Raw genomic sequence first — 19038 nt, 5'->3', positions numbered from 1 at the left:
ATGCGCGAAGAAGCTGCTTCTGTTATCGCCCTAATTGGCACAAGCCTTCTTGCTAGCCATAAGGTATTGTCACTCGTACGGCATGCGCCTTTCGCCATGCCGCTACCCCCGAATGAGCTGCGAGAGGCGATTTATCTTAGTTATCTCCCTTGGTCGTCACGCTTACCGGACCATGTCTTTGAGCATAGCTTCCAATACCTTATAAGCAATTCAACAACTAACAAGGCGCCATCGCTGTTAATCTCCGCACTACAAGTCATTGGGGACGAGTTTTTAAGATTCCAACACGGAAGACTGCACGTTAAGCAGCAGAAATTCGGAGCATGGCAACAAAGCATAGTTAGCCGCATGACAGGAACTCCCTTGCAGGCTATGGTTCATGTGCTGCAAAAGCCTAGCGACAAGCTAAATCCGGCACAAGATCCAGTCACGAGGGAGGAATATGTTAGTTGGGCAGGCAGACATTCTCCAATTGTAAGCCCATACGATTCTCTAGTTGAGGATTATCTAAATCGCGAAGGCTTACATGAGACGCATCTACATTTAAATGGGAGCACTCATGCAGAAAGCTGCTGGCTACGAGCTTTGCAGGCACCAAAGCAGGAAACTAGAGAGTTCAGTAAAAAATGGAAAAATCGCAGTGGGGCAGATGCGTCGAGGGTCCGTGAATTGGCGCACTCTATCAACCCCGAAATGTCGCCAGCAGTACTATACAGCCAGCTCTTAGTCGCAAGCCGTGTACGCCTATGGCTGGTAGCGGCGGCTACTAATAGCCTGAGTGCTGATATCGCTCTGCCCTATGATTACTCACGATTAACCAAGGAATATGACCAGGAAGATCTGGATCCCTCCGCTTACGACAATCAACTGCAACTGACTAGCAGAAGCTCCACTTTTGATGAGTTAACCTGGATGCAATTGCTTTTACAAAAGCTGACTGCAGAACCAAGCGCTGTGATTGAGCGAATGTTCCATCTCTATCTACTATTACAAAACCAGTATTATCGCCTCTTGGTTCAAAGCGAGGAGCAGTTTGGATTCGATCAATTTCAAAAATTAACATATACAGAATTGCGCGAGCTTGCGGAAACAGACTACCTCCCTCGTTTCTGGGCCATGCATGGTAAGCACGCTGCCGCCAGCAGAACCAATTACTTAGAAGGTCGCTTCGCGCCGAAAGGCACGCTGCGTAAGAACCACAACTTATTGAAAGCGATACTTGGTGGTTATTGGCAATATCTTAATGGCTATATACCTCATAACCACACCCGCAATACTGTTCCACGTAGTCTCGCCGATCTCCTCGCACAGCTTGAAGCTATTTTTCAACAAAAATCGCCACTCGATCGATCGCATCATCGCCTTGCTTTAGTTGTCCACTTCATTAAAAAGCCATGGAAGCCTGGGGCTAAGGCGGGTCCGAATCGCTTTTACGCTCAGCGCGCAGAGCTACAGAACAGTACAAACGTACTTATCGAAACCCTTAATAGATGGCCTAGACTACGCACCTGGATTCGTGGGATAGACGCGGCATCGAATGAGCTTCATGCGCCTCCGGAAGTATTTTCCAGTTGTTATAGAGTGTGCAAGCTCGCCGGCCTAACACACCGGAGCTACCATGTGGGAGAAGACTTTGCTCATCTATTGAGTGGTGTACGTGCAATGTATGATGCTCTAGAACTCCTTGATTTACGGGATGGCGATCGCATAGGCCATGGTACAGCGATGGGCATATCACCAAGATTGTGGCTGGAACGTATGCCAGGACAGCTTGTCATAAAAAAAGGTGACTGGATGTTAGACCTCTTGGGCGCGTGGCGTTTATTACGCACCTTGCCTGAAGCAACCGCTGCTGCGTCTAAAGTTGCGGAAGACCTAACTAAATGTGCTGGAGAGCTTTTCCGCCGAAACATCAGCTGCGCCGAGCTAGAGGCCGCAATGGGGTTTAGACACCTAAATACCCACTATCTAAAAATAGCTCTTGAATCAAAACGATTTGGGGATACCTTACCACTTAACGATATTTGGCACTCCGAAGCAATACGGGTCCAAGAAGCGATGGAAGCTAGCCCACACCACTTGAAGCTCCTGTGGGAGTGGCTCAGTGATGACGACCTTTGCCGGCGAAGCGAATCACTCGAGAATGTCGACGCCGCTTATTTCGATGAGGTGATTTATATAAAACTCCAACAAGCCCTGATGCGCGAAATTTCGCAACGCAATGTGGTGATCGAAACCCTTCCTTCCAGCAATGTAAGAATTAGTCAATACCGCAATTTTAGTGAACACCATTCACTTCGCTGGATGCGTGTGCCCGGCTTTATGGAAATAGGCGATCCCGAAATCATGGTATCACTAGGTTCGGACGACCCGGGAATATTCGCCGGGGATTTAAATGGCGAGTTTTATCAACTTTACGGCGCACTACGCAACCAAGGTATCAGCGACCAGTCCGCTCTAGCTTATTTGGCACCCTTAAATGAACGCGGTCGCGCCTATAGATTCCATGATCCTATTCTAGGGTAGCTTGTTGGCAGCCTGATAGTACTTTAGTGTGTAGGGCCCTAATAACCCTACACATTTATTAAACATAAGTCTGCCCACTCATTCACACGAATCGCTACTATAGCATTCCAATTCCATCACCAACTGCATAAAAAACTGGACCTGAAGCGGAGCGAAACGGCGGCCATGCTGAACGCCACGCAGTCACGGGTTTTGGAGTTGGCGACCGGCAAAATCAATAAATTAATCCCTGATGCGATGTTGGACATGCTGGATCGGCTGGGTTTCCGTACGAGTTTCAGAATGGCTGGCACCAGCAGCGACGAGCGAAGACAACAGACTGAGCGGACCGGATCGCATTCGGCGCGGCTGGAATCTAATCCGCACCTCCGTTTTTGGCATAAAAAAACATCAAAACCGACACATCCCCCCACAAAACAAACCAGATCCTGTAGGACGCGTCTGAAAATTGCCGATATGCTCCCGGACGCGTTGCGGTGCTCTGGATCGAGGAATAGGCTCCTTTCCGTCGCTATTCGGCGACCGGTTTTGACAGGCCGTTCAGAACACACACGCACTGCTCGCTAACACCAATCCGTTGGATGTGTCATGGCGGCTGTACGTGGGGCACACTCGTGTGCGCCAGGTGGGTTCTGCTGGTCTGTCAACCCGCGTACGGCTGCCACCTTCTGATTGACAGCAGAAGGTGAAGGCTCCAATTGGATGGAACCCAAAAATGATCAGATCAACGCCCCACCCTCCCGAAACCCCAGTCACCAAATCCCTCCCCTTCGGCGTCAACTTTGGCAGCCGTAGTCTCTTCAACGTGCAATCCGGCATCCTGGTCGAGGATGCATTAGTGCTGGTCTCCGAATACCTCAACTGCGCCGCCGCGACGGCTTATGAATCTGCCGATAACTCTACGCCTGAGTTTCGGCCCCTCGCCCGGGCGGTGGTGCATCAGATCGAAGCGGCTAAGGCATTGGTTGAGGCGTCTATTGCGGGGTTGGGGGAGGTGCGGGGGGTGGATAAGAAGTCGGGTTGAAGATGAACGGCGAGGGGCGCGCTTGAGAATCGGGTATGGCGCGGCGATTGCGGCGGGTGGTGGGCCGCAATCGCGGGCAAGCGCGCTCCTACGGGGAGCGGTGTTCTCTGGGTTGGGGTCAGCCCATGATTCCTCGCACGATGAAGTACAGCAACGATGGCCCGAGCAGGCAGCCCAGGCCTGTGTGGAAAGTAGCGGTGAGTGCGCCATAAGGCACGAGGCGGCGGTCGGTGGCGGCGAGGCCTGCGGTGACGCCGCTGACGGTGCCGGCCAGGCCGCCGAAGACCATGGCGGAGCGTGGGTTGTCCAGGCCCATCCAGCGGGCGGCCATGGGGGTGCCGACCATGACGAGGATGGCTTTGATGAGGCCGGTGGCGATGGACAGGGCCATGACGTCGGAGCTGGCGCCCAGGGCGGCGCCGGTGACGGGGCCGACGATGTAGGTGACGGCGCCTGCGCCGATGGTGGTGATGCTGACGGCGTCGCGGTAGCCGAAGGCGTAGGCCACGCAGGAGCCGACGATGAAGGGCAGCACGGTGCCGAGGAACAGGGAGAAGGCACCGATCATGCCGGCCTTCTTGGCTTCGGTGGCTTGCACTTCAAAGGCGGTGGCGACGATGGCGAAGTCGCGCAGCATGGCGCCGCCCATCAGGCCAATGCCGGAGAACAGCGCGAGGTCGGCGAGGCCTTTCTGGCCGCCGGTCATGACGCCGCCGATCCAGGCCAGTACCAGGCCGATGACGATGGCGATCGCCGAGCCGTGGATGCGGCCGAAGGTCAGGCGTTTGGAGAGCACCACGGAGATCCACATCACCACGCCGACGACGGCGAATGCGGTGACCAGGCCCTGGCTGATGAGGTCTTTCTGGATGAGATCCCACATATCAGCGGCCTCCTGCTGGGGTTGGCGTGGCGGCGATCACGCTGGCGTGTGGCGCGGTTTCGTCTTGTTCTTTGGGCAGCGGTTCGCCCTTGTTGGTGCGGCTGATGATGGCGATGGTCAGGCCGCAGAGCACCACGGAACCGATGGCGGCGATGACGGCAATCGGGCCGCCCTTGAGCGCGGTCACGACGTTTTGCTGGGCGGCCATGGCGACCACCACGGGGATGTACATGGCGCCCCAGAAGCCGACGCCCATTTCGCAGCCTTCACTCATGCCGCCGCGTTTTTGCATGAACAGGCGGGCGCAGATCAGCAGGATCATGGCGATCCCGACGCCGCCGACGTTGGATTTGACGCCCAGCAGCACGCCGAGCAGATCACCGAGAATCACCCCCGCAAGGGTGCAGATAGCCAGTAACGCGACACCGTAAATAATCATTGTTATTGCCCTCAAATTGCATCGTCGAAGTTGTTGTTTTTGTTCCTTCGAAAGCAGCAGTCGGTCTATGGGTGGCCGGTGCCCTCCTCTCGCGACAGTGCGCTCAGCGTATCCAGCCGGGCACCCTGGAAGGCGACTGCGGATCCTTGTTCGAAGACGCGCCGTGCCAGCCCCGTGAGCACGGTGCCGGGAGGCATTTCAATCTGGAGGCGCACGCCGCGCTCGTAGGCGGTTTGCACGGTGCTGCGCCAGTCGATGACGCGGCTCATGTTGAAGGCCAGGTCGTCGCGTAGTTTGTCGGCGTTGAAGATCGGCCGTGCGGTGCTGCCACTGAGGTAGCGCAGGGTCGGCGCGGCCAGGGTGACTTGGGCGAACGCCTCAGCGAGTTTTTGCGCAGGTGTGTCGAGCAATTCGCAGTGAGACGGCACGCTGACGGCCAAGCGTTTGGCGGCTACGGCGCCTTGCTCATGGGCGAGTGCGGCGACGCTGGCCATGGCCTGATCGCTGCCAGCGATGACGAACTGGTTGTCGGCGTTGATGTTGGCCAGGTACACCGGGGTGGTGGCGCTGTGGGCCTGGGCGATCAGCTGTTCGACGGTGGTCTGGTCCAGGCCGATCAGCGCGGTCATGCCGTAGCCCTTTGGATAAGCCTGTTGCATCAGTTCGCCACGCAGGGCCACCAGCCGCACGGCATCAGCGAAGCTCAGCGCACCGGCGATGACGGCGGCGGGATAAGCGCCGATGGACAGGCCCGCGACGTAGTCCGGGGTGTTGCCCTGGGCCATGAGCAGGCGCGAACAGGCGACGCCAGCGATCAGCAGGCAGAGCTGCACGGCGCGGGTCGATTGCAGCGCCTGTTGGGTGTCGATGGTCAGGACGTCTTGGTTGAGCGCATCGCTCGCTTCGCGCAGGCATTGGGCGATCACGGGGTCGTTCGGCAGCGCGTGCAACATGCGCGCTTGCTGCGCGCCTTGCCCTGGGAACACCCAGAAGCTGCTCATGCTCCGCGCTCCGGAAGGTGCCATGGATTGCTGACCAGCCGTGCGCCGTCGTCGGCCTTGAGCAGCACCTGCCGCGCCGCTCCCGCCCACTCGCGCAGGGCCACGGCGCCGAACGGTGTTTGCAGTTGCAGGTCGATGCGGCAGATGGCGCCGTCCAGTGCTGTAACGAGTTCGGCAGCCTGTTGGCGGCTGAAAAAATGCGGCGTGCGCAGGATCAGGTCCAGGTCGCTGGCCTGATGCAGCACCGGGATGCCGGTCGCCAGTTCGAAACCGGCACTGCCGGCCACGCCCCATGGCAAGCCGAGTTTTTGCATGACGGGATGAATCTGGCGAAGGGCTTCAAGCACGGGCCACTCACTGTCCGTCGCGACATCAATCAACTGTTCGGGCTGCACGCACCGGCTGATGTCGGCGCGTTTCATTACCAGAGCAAAACGCTGATCGCGAGTACGTCCACGCACGCCCACCGCCACGCAGTCGTCAGCGACTAGTGCCCGGCGAACCACCACCGGATGGCCCAGGCCAATCACCTCGGCCACCCACGCTGGCGCATCGGTAGGCAAGGCAGCCACGGGCAGGCCCCACAACAGATCGTGGGGCTGCACTGGCGGGAAGGTGTTCATTACCACTGCGCCCGCAGCAGTTCACGCACTTTGGACGACGCCGAACGATTCGGCGCGCCGAGGCGTGAGCTGAGGTCGTTGGTGCTGCCACGTACGTCTTTGATGGCAGCGAGCAGGCAATCTTGAACACGCGCCAAGTCCGCATCGGCAGGCTGTTCGATCTGGTCAACCGAGAGGGTTTCCCAAAGCAGGCCAAGGCCGCCGTAGCTGTCGATGTCGTAGGCCATCGGCGGGATGGTCGCGGCGAGCTTTTCCAGTTCTTCGACGCTGCGCAATGTCACCCGCGCGGCCGAAGCCTTGCCCATCGCATGAACCATCACGCCGGGGTCGCGCAGGGCGATCAGGCGGTTGGCCTGGTAGCCGTGGGCGAGAAAGGCGCCGGACATGGCCTTGCCCACCAGCAGGCCGATCACCGGATGCCCGGCCAGACGGGCGCGGGCGTAAGCGGCCACCGCACCGGCCAGCGCCTGGTGGATGCCCAGTGCTTCTTCGCGGCGGCCGTAGGCCTGGCTGGGTACGTCGATGATGGCGATCAGCGGACGTTTTTCGGCGTTGTTTCGATCCTGTTCGATGGCGCTGTCCACGGCTTGCGCCAGGCCCCAGCCCTCCAACAAGCCGACTTCGCCATTCTGCGCACGGGGGAAGCGGTTGGCCGGGTCGGCGACGACGGCGAGAAAGCGCACGTCCTGATCGCCGAGTTTGCCGTCGGCGGCTTTCACCGAAACCGGCAGGCCGGGCACTTGGGCAGCGCCTGCGGCCAGTGCGTTGAACCAGTTCAAACCGCGTGTGGAATACGAGCTCATGGCTGTTCTCCTTGGTACAGGCTGCGCACAGTGGCGGGGTCGATCTGAGTGGCGGTGTCCACTTGCGCCAGGCGCTTGAGAAAACTCGCGTACTGGCCGCTGCGCTCCTGCTCGGGCTTGCCTTTGCTCAGCAGGTCTTCCACTTGCCGGGCGATGGCCTTGATGTCATCGGGGACGTAGGCGTCTACCAGGCCGCTGGCGAAGCGCTGTTCGCCGCCGGTGATGCTCCAGATGAAGGGCCGGTCGCGGGAGTCGTACTCTTCGATGCCCGCTTCCTGCTCGATCACCTGCGGGCCATTCAGGCCAAGGCGTGCTTCCTGGGTGACCACCAGATAGCTGCACAAACCGGCCGCAATCGACATGCCGCCAAAGCAGCCAACGCTGCCCGCCACCACGCCGATGACCGGCTGATAACGGCGCAGATCGACGATAGCCGCGTGGATTTCAGCGATGGCGGCCAGGCCCAGATTCGCCTCCTGCAAACGCACGCCGCCTGTTTCCAGCAGCAGTACGGCGGCGGTCGGAGTGCCCTTACGGTTGTCTTCGGCGGCAAGCTCCAGCGCGCCGGCCATTTTCGCACCGCCGACTTCGCCCATGCTGCCGCCCTGAAAGGCGCCTTCGATGGCGCACACCACCACTGGCTGACCGCCGATGGCGCCTTTGGCGACGACTACGCCGTCATCGGCCTGGGGCACGACGCCCTGTTTCGGCAGCCAGGGGGACGTCATGCGGGCGAACGGGTCGATCAGTTCGCGAAAGGTGCCTGCGTCCAGCAGTGCCTTGGCGCGCTGGCGGGCGCCGAGTTCGATGAAGCTGTGCTGTTGCAGCAAGCGTGCGCTGTCAGTCATGGCCGATCTCCTCGAAGCCCTGTTCCAGCCGCAGCCGGACCACGCCGGGGGTGGCGCCGAAATCGTGAATGTCGATGCTCAGGGCGGGCGGCGTCTGTTCGCTGAACATGCGTTCGAACAGGTGCTGCCAGCGCGCCGAACTGCCGTTGACCGAGGTCACGACGTTGATCGTCAGCTTGCCGGGCAGGCCGGGTTCGAGCATCACTTCCAGATCGCCCGAGCCGACACAGCCCACCAGTGCGCGGCCCAGTGGAGGCTGGCCGGCGGGGAATTCAAATGACAGGGTTTCCATGGTCAGACAGTCCTCGCGTCATTGCCGAGCGCAGGCTCCAGGCAATCGATGAACAGGGTGGCGGCGAGCAGGTCGGCGGCGCCACCGGGAGATGCATTGAGGCCCAGCAGTTGCTGATCCAGCTCGTGCAGGGCGCGACGGCCACTGAGGGTCGCGCTGCCACCGGCGCTCAATACACGTTGCGCGCCGCTTTGCATGGCGTGCAGGCCTTGTTCGCCTGCGCGGTACAGCACGCAGGTGTCCGACAGCGTGGTCATGATCGCCAGCAGCGCGTCGAGCCGGGCGTTCTGTTCGCCGTGGCCGGCCTTGCGGCTGCGCAGCAGTTGCGGCAGGGCCTGTTGAGTGACGGCGGGAAAGCCCATCTGCGCTTGCTCTTTGGCACCCATCGCGCCGTATTGGCGAGCGACCTGTGCGCCATGGCTGTTGCTGGCCGGTTGCTGACGATCTTCGATCAGCGCCAGGCAGGCGGCACGCAGGCCGAGCCCGGCAGCGGACAGGTCCGCAGGGTCCAGCGCAGCAGCCGTCACCAGCAGCCCAAGGGCCCAGATCGCGCCGCGATGGGTGTTTACGCCGCCGGTGGTGCGCATCATCGCCGCTTCGCCTTCGCGACCGATGCGGCCAATCGCTTCGCGCAGTGGCTGGTTGATTTCGCCGATGTCGATGGCGACCTCGGCCATTTCCTTGAACGCAGGCCACAGGGACAGGGCCGAGGCGTGCATCAGGCCCAGGTGCAGGTCCTTGTGCGCGCCGCTGCTGCGACGGTCCACCAGCGCAGGTTTGGGCGAGAGGTCGGCCTCGTCGATCAGCGCATCCACGGCAAGGTCCGCCAGCCGTTCAGCCAGGGGCAAGGCCCGAGGCGCTTGGGTGAAAGCCAGATTGAGTGCGTGCATCACCAGCTCCTGAATTTGGCAGGCGGGTTGTACAAGCCACCGGACCATTCGACCAGTTCGGCGATGCTCTTGGCGGCCAGCAATTCACGGCTGGCGTCGGTGCGGCGAATTCCTAAGTCTTCGGGCAGCGCGATCAGCCCTTCGCGGCGCATGCGGGCGGTGTCCTTGGGGTTGTGGCGCAGGCCGATGGCGGTCACACCCGCGACGGCGGCGATCATGGCCTGGCGCTCTTCCAGGCTGCGCGCCTTGTAGAGGTAGGCGATGCCTTCTTCGGTCAGCAGGTGAGTGACGTCGTCGCCGTAGACCATGATCGGCGCCAGCGGCATGCCGCTTTTCTTCGCCACGTCGATGGCGTCCAGGGTCTCGACGAAAGTGGGTTTGCCGCCTTCCTGAAAGGTTTCGACCATCTGCACCACGAGTTTTTTGCCGCGCTCCAGATAGGCGTCGGTGTCCGGGTTTTGCTGGCGCATGTCCAGCCAGGCCGGAGTGCTGTGACGGCGGCCGCGAGGGTCATGGCCCATGTTTGGCGCGCCGCCGAAACCGGCCAGGCGCCCGCGAGTGACGGTGGACGAATGGCCGTCGCCGTCCACTTGCAGCGTGGCGCCGATGAACAGGTCCACGGCGTACTGACCGGCCAACTGGCACATCATGCGGTTGGAGCGCATCGAGCCATCGCGCCCGGTGAAGAACACGTCGGTCCGCGCCGCGATGTAGTTCTCCATGCCCAATTCGGTGCCGAAGCAATGCACGCTTTCCACCCAGCCGCTTTCGATGGCGGGGATGAGGGTCGGGTGCGGGTTGAGGGTCCAGTTGCGGCAGATCTTGCCCTTGAGCCCGAGGGATTCGCCGTAGGTCGGCAGGATCAGTTCGATGGCGGCGGTGTTGAAGCCGATGCCGTGGTTCAGCGACTGGACGTTGTGTTTCTCGTAGATGCCGCGGATCGCCATCATCGCCATCAGCACGTGGACCGGCTTGATGTGGCGCGGGTCGCGGGTGAACAGCGGTTCGATGTAGAAGGGTTTGTCGGCGACCACCACGAAGTCGACCCAGGAGGCCGGGATGTCCACCCGTGGCAGGTCGCTGACATCGTCTACCAGTTCGTTGACCTGGACAATGACGATGCCGTCGCTGAAGGCCGCAGGTTCGATGAGCGCGGGGGTGTCTTCGGTGCTGGCGCCGGTATAGATGTTACCGGCGCGGTCAGCCTTGAAGCCGGCGGACAGCACGACGTTGGGAATCAGGTCCACCAACAGCCGCGAATACAGCTCGATGTAGGTGTGAATCGCGCCGATTTCCAGCAGGCCGTCTTCCAGCAACTGGCTGATGCGCAGGCTTTGCGTACCGGCGAAAGAGAAATCGAGCTTGCGGGCGATGCCGCGTTCGAACAGGTCCAGGTGCTCGGCGCGGCCGACGCTGGGCATGATCATGTGCAGGTCATGGAGTTTGCCGGGATCGGCCTTGACCAGCGAACGGGAGAGGAAATCCGCCTGTTTCTGGTTGTTGCCTTCAAGCACCACGCGATCACCAGGCGCAATCAACGCCTCCAGGGCCGCGACGATCTTGTCGGTGGGCAGTACCACGCCATCGGCGAGGGAACGCACTTGCTCGAGCCGCCGCTGCTTCTCGCTGCGACGACGCGACCAGCGCGGGTCAAGTGTTGTTGTAGTCATGCTGACTCCACGGGGGTTCGCTGTCGTGGGTCACATTAGAAGGTCTGGGGGCGGGGTATCAATCAAGCTTGGGGTTCAATCGTTACTATCAGAGTAATGGTTGCCCCTTCACGCCGCTCCCCAATCGATCTGGTAGCGTGTGCTGCGCCCTCCTCCGGGAAGCCTCTCCAGACAGCCCTTCTCCAGCAGATCGGACAGATGCCGGGTCGCCGTGGCCTTACTGACCTTCGCCACCGCCTGATACTGAGCCGCACTTATCCCGCCCTCGAATCCCGCGCCGGGTTTTTCGGACAGCAGATCGCCATTGAGCAGACGGTTGAGCACCTTGATCTGCTCGGCAGACAGGCCATCATCACGGTGGGCCTGCCAGAATCGCGCCTTGGCGAGCACCCGGTCCATGCGCTGCATGGCCTGCTCCAGCGTGCGCAGCAGGGTCTGCAGAAACCACGCAAGCCAGGGCGTCAGATCCAGGCCGCCGCGCTGGGTACTTTCGAGTATCTGGTAGTAGCCCTGACGGTTACTGAGGATGCTGGCTGACATCGCGTAGAAGCGAATGGCCTGGCTTTCGCCCTGGGCCAGCGCCAGATCGGTGATCGCGCGGGTCAGGCGGCCATTGCCGTCGTCGAACGGGTGCAGGGTGACAAACCAGAAATGCGCGATGCCCGCTCGAAGCAAAGGGTCCAGCGTCACGTCGGCGGCTCTGGCGTTGAACCAGGAGAAGAAGTCATCAAGCTGTTTTTCCAGCCCTTCCCGGGGTGGCGCCTCGAAATGCACCACTGGCCGGTCCAGCCGCCCCGAGACCACCTGCATGGGCTCGTTGCCCCGTAGCATCCCGACCTGAACCCGCTTGGCCAGCAACGATTCGGTTTCCGGAAACAACAGGCGGTGCCAGTACATCAGCCGCTCGAAGGTCAATGGCGCCTGAAACTGCTGAGTGGCATCGAGCATCAACTCGGCCAGCCCTTCGCTGCGCGGAGTTACACCGTCATCAGCGGCGAGGCCCAGCCTTTTCGCCAGCGAGGAGCGGACGGAGCCGACATTCAGTTGCTCACCTTCGATGGCCGATGAGGTAATGACGTTCTGCAGAAGTGCATCGAGCTCGGTATGCACGGTGGCATCGCCGCCCGAGGCGCCGATCATTCCCAACAAACGGCCCTGCGCCTGGGTACACGCCCGCAATAAAGGCGCGAGCGGCTCGACATCCCAGTGGAAGGATGGCCAATTGCGGTGTTGCCAGATCCATTCGAGCGGTTGATTCACAGCGAGCCTCGTGAAGAAATGAGCCGAATAGGGGCTTTATTCGGCTCACACTATGAGCCGAATATGCGATTTATTCGGCTCATAGTCCAGCAGAGATGCGCCTGTGTGGTGGTACATATGTATTCATCAGAGCTTCGTGCGCCCCTTCGCGCCAGCACAAGACAAACGTCGCGCAGCCCCCACTGCACCAAACCCTACCCCCAAACAAAAACGCCCCGATCTCTCGACCGGGGCGTCTGCACAACTTCAGCTCAACAGCCGCTCAACATCAGAAAACGTTGATCGGGTAGTCGATGAAGATACGGGTTTCGTTACCCTGGCGGTTGTACTGGTCGGCGTTGTTCGACACGCGCAGGATGGAGTTGCGCAGGCGCACCGACAGGTCTTTGGCCGGGCCGCTCTGTACCACGTAGGTCAGCTGGCTGAACCACTCGCGCTCTTCGCCACGGCCACGGTCGCTGCCGTCGTCGATGTTGTCGCCGCGTACGTAGGCGATCTTGTAGCTCAGGCCCGGGGTGACGACGCTGGACAGGTTCACGCCGTAACCCAGCTGCCAGGAGCGCTCGTCCTTGCCGTTGAAGTCGGACCAGTAGGAGTTGGCCAGGTAGATGGTGTTGCCGCCATCGCTGTAGCCGCCGTTGCTGCGATAGCCACCGTAGTTGTAGCCGGTTTCGCCGGTGCTGCGCTGGTGCGCGATGGTGAACGAGTGGATGCCGGTGGCCCAGGTAGCGGCCAGGCTCCAGATCTTGTTGTCGCGTGCGTCGTCGGCAGCGATGTCCTTGTCCATCTTGGTCTTGTAGCCGTTGAAGTCCAGGGTCAGGGACTGATCCTGTGGCAAGGCGAAGACGTAGTTCAGGTTCAGGTACTGCTTCTTGAGCGTGTCTTCGTCGTCGGACGCATAGAACGCGCCGCTGAAGGCGTCGGTGAACTTGTAGCTGGCACCATAGACGTTGATGCTCTTCAGGTCGCCACTGTCGCGGCCCTCGGCGCTCTTGCGGGTCTGGGCGGTGAAGCGGCCGGCGACCAGAGTCAGGTCCTTGATCTCTTTGGAAGTGATCAGGGTACCGGTGTAGCTTTCAGGCAGCAGGCGCACGTTGTCGTAACTGAGCACCGGCAGCTCCGGCATCATGTCGCCGTATTTCAGCTCGGTGTTGGAGATGCGGAACTTGACCGCGCCGCCGAAGCGCGACAGGTCATCGGCAGGGTTGCCGCTGCTGTCCTGCTTGAAGAAGTCGATGCCACCGGCGCCGCTCTTGCCCTTGCCGCCGTCCAGACGCACAGCGTACAGGCCGAATGCATCGACACCCACACCTACGGTGCCCTGGGTGAAACCGGACGAATAGTTGGCCATGAATGCCTGGCCCCACTCGGCGCGGTCGGCGTTGTCTACGCCCGGGCCGCCGTGGTTCTTGTAGTCACGGTTGATGTAGGCGTTACGCAGGTTGACCTTCAGGCTGCTGTCTTCGACAAAGCCCTTGGAGTCCGCTTGCCCGTCTGCCATCGCGTGGGTGGCAGCCAGAATGCCCAGGGTGAGCAGGCCGATACGCTGTTTCATCTTGTTGTCCTTGTGTGCAGATTAATCGCGCGCTGTGGCAATACCCGGACAGGTAATCGCGTCTCTCGAGACCGATGACAGTCCCGAAAGCCCGCACGAAATCATCGCAGTGGACTACTGATGCACGTACATGGCGCTTGGCCACAGGCGGTGGAGGCGCGAATGCTATCCGCGGCATAGAAGGGTGTCAATTTGATGAAACCCAAACTGATAAACGGGTTCGCCTCTTCGTCATCCGAAGAGGCGTGTCCATCAGCTGTCGAGAATACCTACCAGCGCGTCGATTTCCGCGTCGTTCATCAACCCGTAGGGGTAACGCTGGATCAGCATAGTCCGGTATTCCTGCGCCTGACTCTGCGTTTTTGGAGCCTGGGTTATCCGTAACCAGTCCGCCATCATCTGCCGTGCTTCACTGCTCGCAGACAAACCTCGAGTCACTGATGACTCATGACCTGCGTTCATAGGGATAACCTCTTGTGTCTTGAGCCGCGAAATCTACGGTACTTTTGTTACAGACGAACGAATCAGGTAACCGTTTAAGTAACCTTCGGACACTTTCGTGTGGGTAAACGAGAAAACGCCACCCACAAAAAAGCCCATCGTTCGACAGGCTTCGTTGCGAGCAAGAAGTGAACCAACTCAGGGGCGATGAGGCGCCGGCTGTTGCTGGGTCAGGCAGTGGATATTGCCGCCACCGAGCAGCAACTCACGGCCCGGCACCATGACCACTTCGTGTTCCGGGAACAGGCGCTGCAGGATCTGGCGCGCGGTTTCGTCCAGCGGGTCGTCGAAGCTCGGGGCAATGATGCCGCCGTTGACGATCAGGAAGTTCACGTAGGAGCCGGCCAGACGCACCGACGGGTCGCGTTCTTGGCTGCCGTGCACCTGATCGACGCCAGCACACTCTTCCTCGGTGGCGAACAGCGGCCCCGGGATCGGCATCTTGTGCACGATGAACGGACGCCCCTTGGCGTCCCGTGCGTTTTCCAGCACGGCCATGGCCGCCTGACAGCGCGGGTAGTTGGGGTCTTGCGGATCGTCGGTCCAGGCCAGCAGGACTTCGCCCGGACGCACATAGCAGCAGAAGTTATCCACATGGCCATCGGTTTCGTCGTTAAACAGGCCATCCGGCAGCCAGATGACGGTGTCCACCGACAGGTGATCGCGCAGAACCGCTTCGATCTCTTCGCGGGACAGGTGCGGGTTGCGGTTGCGGTTGAGCAGGCACTCTTCGGTGGTGATCAGGGTGCCTTCGCCATCGACATGGATCGAGCCGCCTTCCAGCACGAAGCCTTCGGTGACGTAACGCGGGCAGCGTTCGATTTCCAGCACCTTGCTGGCCAGCGCCGAGTCCAGGTTCCATGGCGAATACAGGCCACCGTTGAAACCGCCCCAGGCGTTGAAATCCCAATCCACGCCACGCACTTCGCCCTGGTCGTTGATGACAAAGGTCGGGCCGGTGTCACGCACCCAGGCGTCGTCGTTGCTGATTTCGACCACACGAATGTTCGGCACGTCCAGGCGGGCGCGAGCGTTGTCGTATTGCGCAGCGGAGACGGCCACGGTCACAGGCTCGAAACGGGCAATGGCCTTGGCCACCGCGACGTGAGCGGACTGCACCGGCTTGCCGCCCAGGCGCCAGTTGTCCGGACGCTCAGGCCAGACCATCCAGGTCTGGGTCTGCGGTGCCCATTCGGCGGGCATGTAGAAGCCATCGGCGCGCGGGATGCTGCTGAGTGTGGTCATGTTTCAGGACTCCAGTTCGTCAGGGCCTGCGCTATGAACCAGCACGCCCGCTTCAGTTTGATCGCCAATCACCATAGCAGACACGCCATGACAATCTGGACGCCTTTATAGCCGATAAAAATCGGTTACAAAAGCCTGGCCTTGCGGATGCCGCAAATAATCCCGACCAGAAACCGATATAAATCGATATTAAATGCCCCCCGTAGCAGCACGGCTTGCTGGCGGGAGCGATCTCAAGTACGCCCCCGCCGGCAAGCCGTGCTGCTACGGGCGAGAAAACCCGGGTTATCCCTCAAGCTCGCTCAGCACCTTCGAAACGTTATCGACGAAGAAATCCACGCTGCGTCGGGTGGTGACCATCGGGGGCTTGATCTTGAGGATGTTCAGGTAATCCCCGGTGGGCTGCATGAAAATGCCCAGCTCGCGCAGGCGGTCGCACAGGTAGGCGGTTTCTTCGGTGGCAGGCTCCAGGGTCTGGCGATTGCGCACCAGTTCCAGACCCAGATAGAAGCCCGATCCATGGGCCGCGCCCACCAACGGGTGTTTATCGATCAGCGCGAGCAGCCGCTCCTTGAAATGGCCGCCAACCACCTGAGCGTTTTCCCACAGCTTCTCTTCCTCCATGACGTCCAGCACCGCCATGCCGATCCTGCAACTCACGGGGCTGCCGCCTGACGAGGAGAAGAAATAGCCCTCTGCCTCCAGCGCCTCGGCGATCTCGCGGCGGGTAATCACTGCGCCCAACGGATGGCCGTTGCCCATGCCCTTGGCCATGGTAATGATGTCCGGCACCACGCCCTGCTCTTCGAAGCCCCAGAAGTAATGCCCCAGGCGGCCATAACCGACCTGCACCTCGTCGGCGATGCACACCCCGCCCTGGGCACGCACCTTCTGGTAGACCTGCTGCAAGTAGCCCGGCGGCAGGGAGATGCCGCCCGCATTGCCATACACCGGCTCGCAGATGAAACCGGCCAGTTGCCGACCTTGTTCGGCCAGGCGCGCCAGATGGGCATCGACGCTTTGCAGGTAGAACGGCGTGCTGTCCGCGCCCCTCGCTTCGCCCCGATACGTATTCGGCGCGACCACCGGATGCACCCAGTCAGGCCGGGTGCTGAGGGCTTGCGGGTTATCGGCGATGGAGGTCGAGATGGCATCGGTGGCCACCGACCAGCCGTGATACGCCTCCAACACACTCAGGACATCGCGCCCGCCGCTGTAGGCCCAGGCCAGGCGAATCGCCAGATCATTCGCCTCGGTGCCGCTGTTGACCAGAAACACCCGGTCCATGCCCTCAGGTGCGAGCTTGAGCAGGCGCTCGGAAAACTCGGCAATGGCCGCGTAGTGAAAGCGCGAGTTGGTGTTGAGCATCGACCATTGCCTGGCCGCCACCTGCACCATGCGCGGGTGACCATGGCCGAGCACTGCCACGTTGTTGAGCATGTCCAGATAGGACCGGCCCTGCATGTCGATCAGATGGTTGCGCCAGCCACGCTCGATCTGCGGCGGCGCCTGGTAGTAGTGCTTCTGCGAACGGGCGAAGCTGGCATCACGGCGCGCCAGCAGTTCGGCAGCGTTTTCAGCGCCGGGGGCGTCGCAATCGAACCCCAGCAGCGCCTTGGGCGATGGGCACAAGGCCTGCCATGCCACTGCCCGGGAAGGCGTGGTGAACAACGGCGGGCTGACGTCCGGTTCGCTGCACAGTTGCACGATCAGCGAGCCGCCCCCCTGCCCGATCACATCGCCAGCGGCAAACTGCACGCCTGAATCGAAGTCTGAACGCACGCCCCACAGTCGCAGGTTCATGTCGCTGCCGACCAGCACCAGCGCGCCATCGGCGGTATGCCGCAAGGCCCCGTGAAAAGGTGCGTGCACTGCAATGCCATAGGGAATGACCAGTTCGACATGCAGGGCGAAAGTGTCCGGTTCGCGGGCGCTGTCAGGCAACGTCCGGGACAACCGGTATTCACCGTAGCGGCTGGCCGCCAGCCCGTGGGCCCGGGCGGCGTCCTTGAGCAGTTGCTCGTCGATCCCGCTCTGCTCCCAGTTGCCCGCCTCGAAATGCTCGCTGAGCACGCCCAGGTCCACAGAGGTAAAGGCCTGGCCATTCAAACCGGGCAACAGCGGCGCGAAGGAATGCTCCTCGCCAGCAGTGTCCAGTTGGCCCACTGCGTTGAAAATCGCCGCCTCCATCAGCGCCATCGGCACGGAGGTCGCTACGTCGAAGATGTTCCACTCGCTGGCCAGGTTCGCCTGGATATAGGCATTGTCCGGCTCGATGCTGGCCTGCTGCTCGCTGCTGAGCACCAGCACCGCCGAACGCGCGACGATCAGCGGCCACAGGGCCTGCAACTCCTGGGGCTGCAACGGGTTGATCGCGTGGTACGCCTGGATCGCCGACAGGATGTAGAGCGGATCGCCCTGGGCATGGTGCAGCAGCGCGGCACAGGTCACCGACAGATCGGCGATGCGCCAGGTGCTGACCAGATCGCCAAAATCGATCAGGCCCTGCAATTGCCACATATGATGGGCATCACGATCCCAGACCACGTTGTATTCGGTGATGTCCATGTGGATCGCCTGTATCGGCAACCCCGCAACCAGCGGTACCAGGCGGGCATGGGCCTGCTCAGCGGCCTGGGCGATGCAGGCTCGCTTGTCGGCGTCCTCGATGACCGGCAGCAGATGCCTGACCAGCGCGCTGGCATGGCGCGGGTCCCATTGAAGGATGCGCTCGAGCCCGGGATGCCGGAAGTCGGCCAGCGCGACATCGACCCGCGCGCACAACTGCGCCAGCCCCGCCACCACTGGCTGGCTCAGATGCTCGACGTGAGCCAGCGACTGCCCTTCGATGAACTCCAGCAGGCGCACATGCACCGGGTGGCCTTCCACCTCGGTCGACAGCAGGTCCTGGCCGTTGAGGGCGGTGATCACCTGCGGTACGCGAATGCCTGGCACATCGGCCAGATGGCGCAGGGCTGCATGTTGTGCGGCAAGCTCGGTGGTCGAGTAATCGCCATGGCAGATCTTCAATACGAAGCGCCGGCCTTCACCGCCATCAACCCGAAAGTTGCGATCCTGATGGCTGCCCAGCTCCTTGAGCGCGCCCGTCAGCCCGTAATGCGTCGAGAGCAATCGGGCTGCCTGATCGGTGCTGATGTCCGGGCAAGGCAGGCTGGATCGACGAATCAGAGTGGCGAGCGGCATGGCAGGGATCCGTTGGGCAGGAAGGGATGAGCAATATCGCCAGTAGACGTGTATATAGGCAAGCCCGGCCGAACGGTCATAAAGAAAATCCCGAAACGATCGATAGATAGCGCATCCGTTACACTGATGAAACACTTGCGGCGGTTTTATGACGCTTACAGCGCTCGGCAATCAATTAATTTCATGGCCTGCGGGCCGATTGTGCCTTGCGCGCGTCACCGCAGCACCACAAGCTATGCTTCGTTATCTTGACGTCCATCCAGGGAAGAAGGTT

General features: G+C 61.0%; 17 protein-coding genes. 3 read left to right on the top strand and 14 right to left on the bottom strand.

Annotated features, from left to right (window positions below; translation table 11 throughout):
• The 3 genes from ACIPO9_RS04310 (at nucleotide 1) to ACIPO9_RS04300 (ending at nucleotide 3550) form a co-directional block, all read left to right on the top strand.
• Complete coding sequence (locus ACIPO9_RS04310) at nucleotides 1–2526, top strand: hypothetical protein (RefSeq protein ID WP_400779032.1); 2526 nt, start codon at nucleotides 1–3, stop codon at nucleotides 2524–2526.
• 165 nt (nucleotides 2527–2691) lie between these two features.
• Nucleotides 2692–3093 (top strand): hypothetical protein, encoded by a 402-nt coding sequence (locus tag ACIPO9_RS04305; protein WP_400779031.1) that lies wholly within the window; start codon nucleotides 2692–2694, stop codon nucleotides 3091–3093.
• Nucleotides 3094–3241: 148 nt separating this feature from the next.
• Nucleotides 3242–3550 carry a DUF6124 family protein gene (locus ACIPO9_RS04300; RefSeq protein WP_274133218.1) on the top strand — a complete coding sequence of 103 codons (309 nt, stop codon included), beginning with the start codon at nucleotides 3242–3244 and terminating at the stop codon, nucleotides 3548–3550.
• A 118-nt stretch (nucleotides 3551–3668) separates the two neighbouring features.
• On the opposite strand, the gene madM is transcribed toward ACIPO9_RS04300, so the two are convergent.
• The 14 genes from madM to ACIPO9_RS04230 all read right to left on the bottom strand — a co-directional run bounded on the left by madM (nucleotide 3669) and on the right by ACIPO9_RS04230 (nucleotide 18764).
• A complete protein-coding gene (gene madM / locus ACIPO9_RS04295) occupies nucleotides 3669–4433 on the bottom strand; it encodes a malonate transporter subunit MadM (protein ID WP_400779030.1) in 765 nt (254 codons plus the stop codon).
• 1 nt (nucleotide 4434) lies between these two features.
• On the bottom strand, nucleotides 4435–4872 hold the full coding sequence (madL, locus tag ACIPO9_RS04290) for a malonate transporter subunit MadL (protein WP_400605942.1): 438 nt from the start codon (nucleotides 4870–4872) through the stop codon (nucleotides 4435–4437).
• 65 nt (nucleotides 4873–4937) lie between these two features.
• Nucleotides 4938–5873: a malonate decarboxylase subunit epsilon gene (gene mdcH, locus ACIPO9_RS04285; RefSeq protein WP_400779028.1), complete on the bottom strand. Its 936-nt coding sequence runs from the start codon at nucleotides 5871–5873 to the stop codon at nucleotides 4938–4940.
• Nucleotides 5870–6502, bottom strand: coding sequence for a malonate decarboxylase holo-ACP synthase (locus tag ACIPO9_RS04280; RefSeq protein ID WP_400779026.1), 633 nt, complete (start codon nucleotides 6500–6502; stop codon nucleotides 5870–5872). Before ACIPO9_RS04280 ends, mdcH begins: the two co-directional genes overlap by 4 nt.
• Entirely contained in the window at nucleotides 6496–7299 is an 804-nt protein-coding gene (gene mdcE / locus ACIPO9_RS04275) for a biotin-independent malonate decarboxylase subunit gamma (RefSeq protein WP_400779024.1), read from the bottom strand. The genes ACIPO9_RS04280 and mdcE overlap by 7 nt, the downstream gene beginning before the upstream one ends.
• Nucleotides 7296–8147 carry a biotin-independent malonate decarboxylase subunit beta gene (locus tag ACIPO9_RS04270; protein WP_400779023.1) on the bottom strand — a complete coding sequence of 284 codons (852 nt, stop codon included), beginning with the start codon at nucleotides 8145–8147 and terminating at the stop codon, nucleotides 7296–7298. The genes mdcE and ACIPO9_RS04270 overlap by 4 nt, the downstream gene beginning before the upstream one ends.
• Entirely contained in the window at nucleotides 8140–8439 is a 300-nt protein-coding gene (locus ACIPO9_RS04265) for a malonate decarboxylase subunit delta (RefSeq protein ID WP_274133225.1), read from the bottom strand. The genes ACIPO9_RS04270 and ACIPO9_RS04265 overlap by 8 nt, the downstream gene beginning before the upstream one ends.
• 2 nt (nucleotides 8440–8441) lie before the next feature.
• On the bottom strand, nucleotides 8442–9329 hold the full coding sequence (locus ACIPO9_RS04260) for a triphosphoribosyl-dephospho-CoA synthase (RefSeq protein ID WP_400779021.1): 888 nt from the start codon (nucleotides 9327–9329) through the stop codon (nucleotides 8442–8444).
• On the bottom strand, nucleotides 9329–10999 hold the full coding sequence (mdcA, locus tag ACIPO9_RS04255; protein ID WP_400779019.1) for a malonate decarboxylase subunit alpha: 1671 nt from the start codon (nucleotides 10997–10999) through the stop codon (nucleotides 9329–9331). Before mdcA ends, ACIPO9_RS04260 begins: the two co-directional genes overlap by 1 nt.
• Nucleotides 11000–11107: 108 nt before the next feature.
• A complete protein-coding gene (locus tag ACIPO9_RS04250) occupies nucleotides 11108–12259 on the bottom strand; it encodes a Fic family protein (protein ID WP_400779017.1) in 1152 nt (383 codons plus the stop codon).
• Between the two features lie 268 nt (nucleotides 12260–12527).
• Entirely contained in the window at nucleotides 12528–13814 is a 1287-nt protein-coding gene (locus ACIPO9_RS04245) for an OprD family porin (protein WP_274133230.1), read from the bottom strand.
• A 252-nt stretch (nucleotides 13815–14066) separates the two neighbouring features.
• A complete protein-coding gene (locus tag ACIPO9_RS04240) occupies nucleotides 14067–14276 on the bottom strand; it encodes a hypothetical protein (protein WP_274133231.1) in 210 nt (69 codons plus the stop codon).
• Nucleotides 14277–14453: 177 nt separating this feature from the next.
• Nucleotides 14454–15560, bottom strand: a complete 1107-nt coding sequence (gene aguA / locus ACIPO9_RS04235; RefSeq protein ID WP_400779015.1) for an agmatine deiminase — start codon at nucleotides 15558–15560, stop codon at nucleotides 14454–14456.
• Nucleotides 15561–15845: 285 nt separating this feature from the next.
• Entirely contained in the window at nucleotides 15846–18764 is a 2919-nt protein-coding gene (locus ACIPO9_RS04230) for an aminotransferase (protein WP_400779014.1), read from the bottom strand.
• Nucleotides 18765–19038: the final 274 nt, after the last annotated feature.

The organism is Pseudomonas sp. NPDC090203 (genome assembly GCF_044746765.1).
Lineage (GTDB): Bacteria > Pseudomonadota > Gammaproteobacteria > Pseudomonadales > Pseudomonadaceae > Aquipseudomonas > Aquipseudomonas putida_AD.
This window is presented reverse-complemented; position numbering and strand designations above follow the sequence as displayed.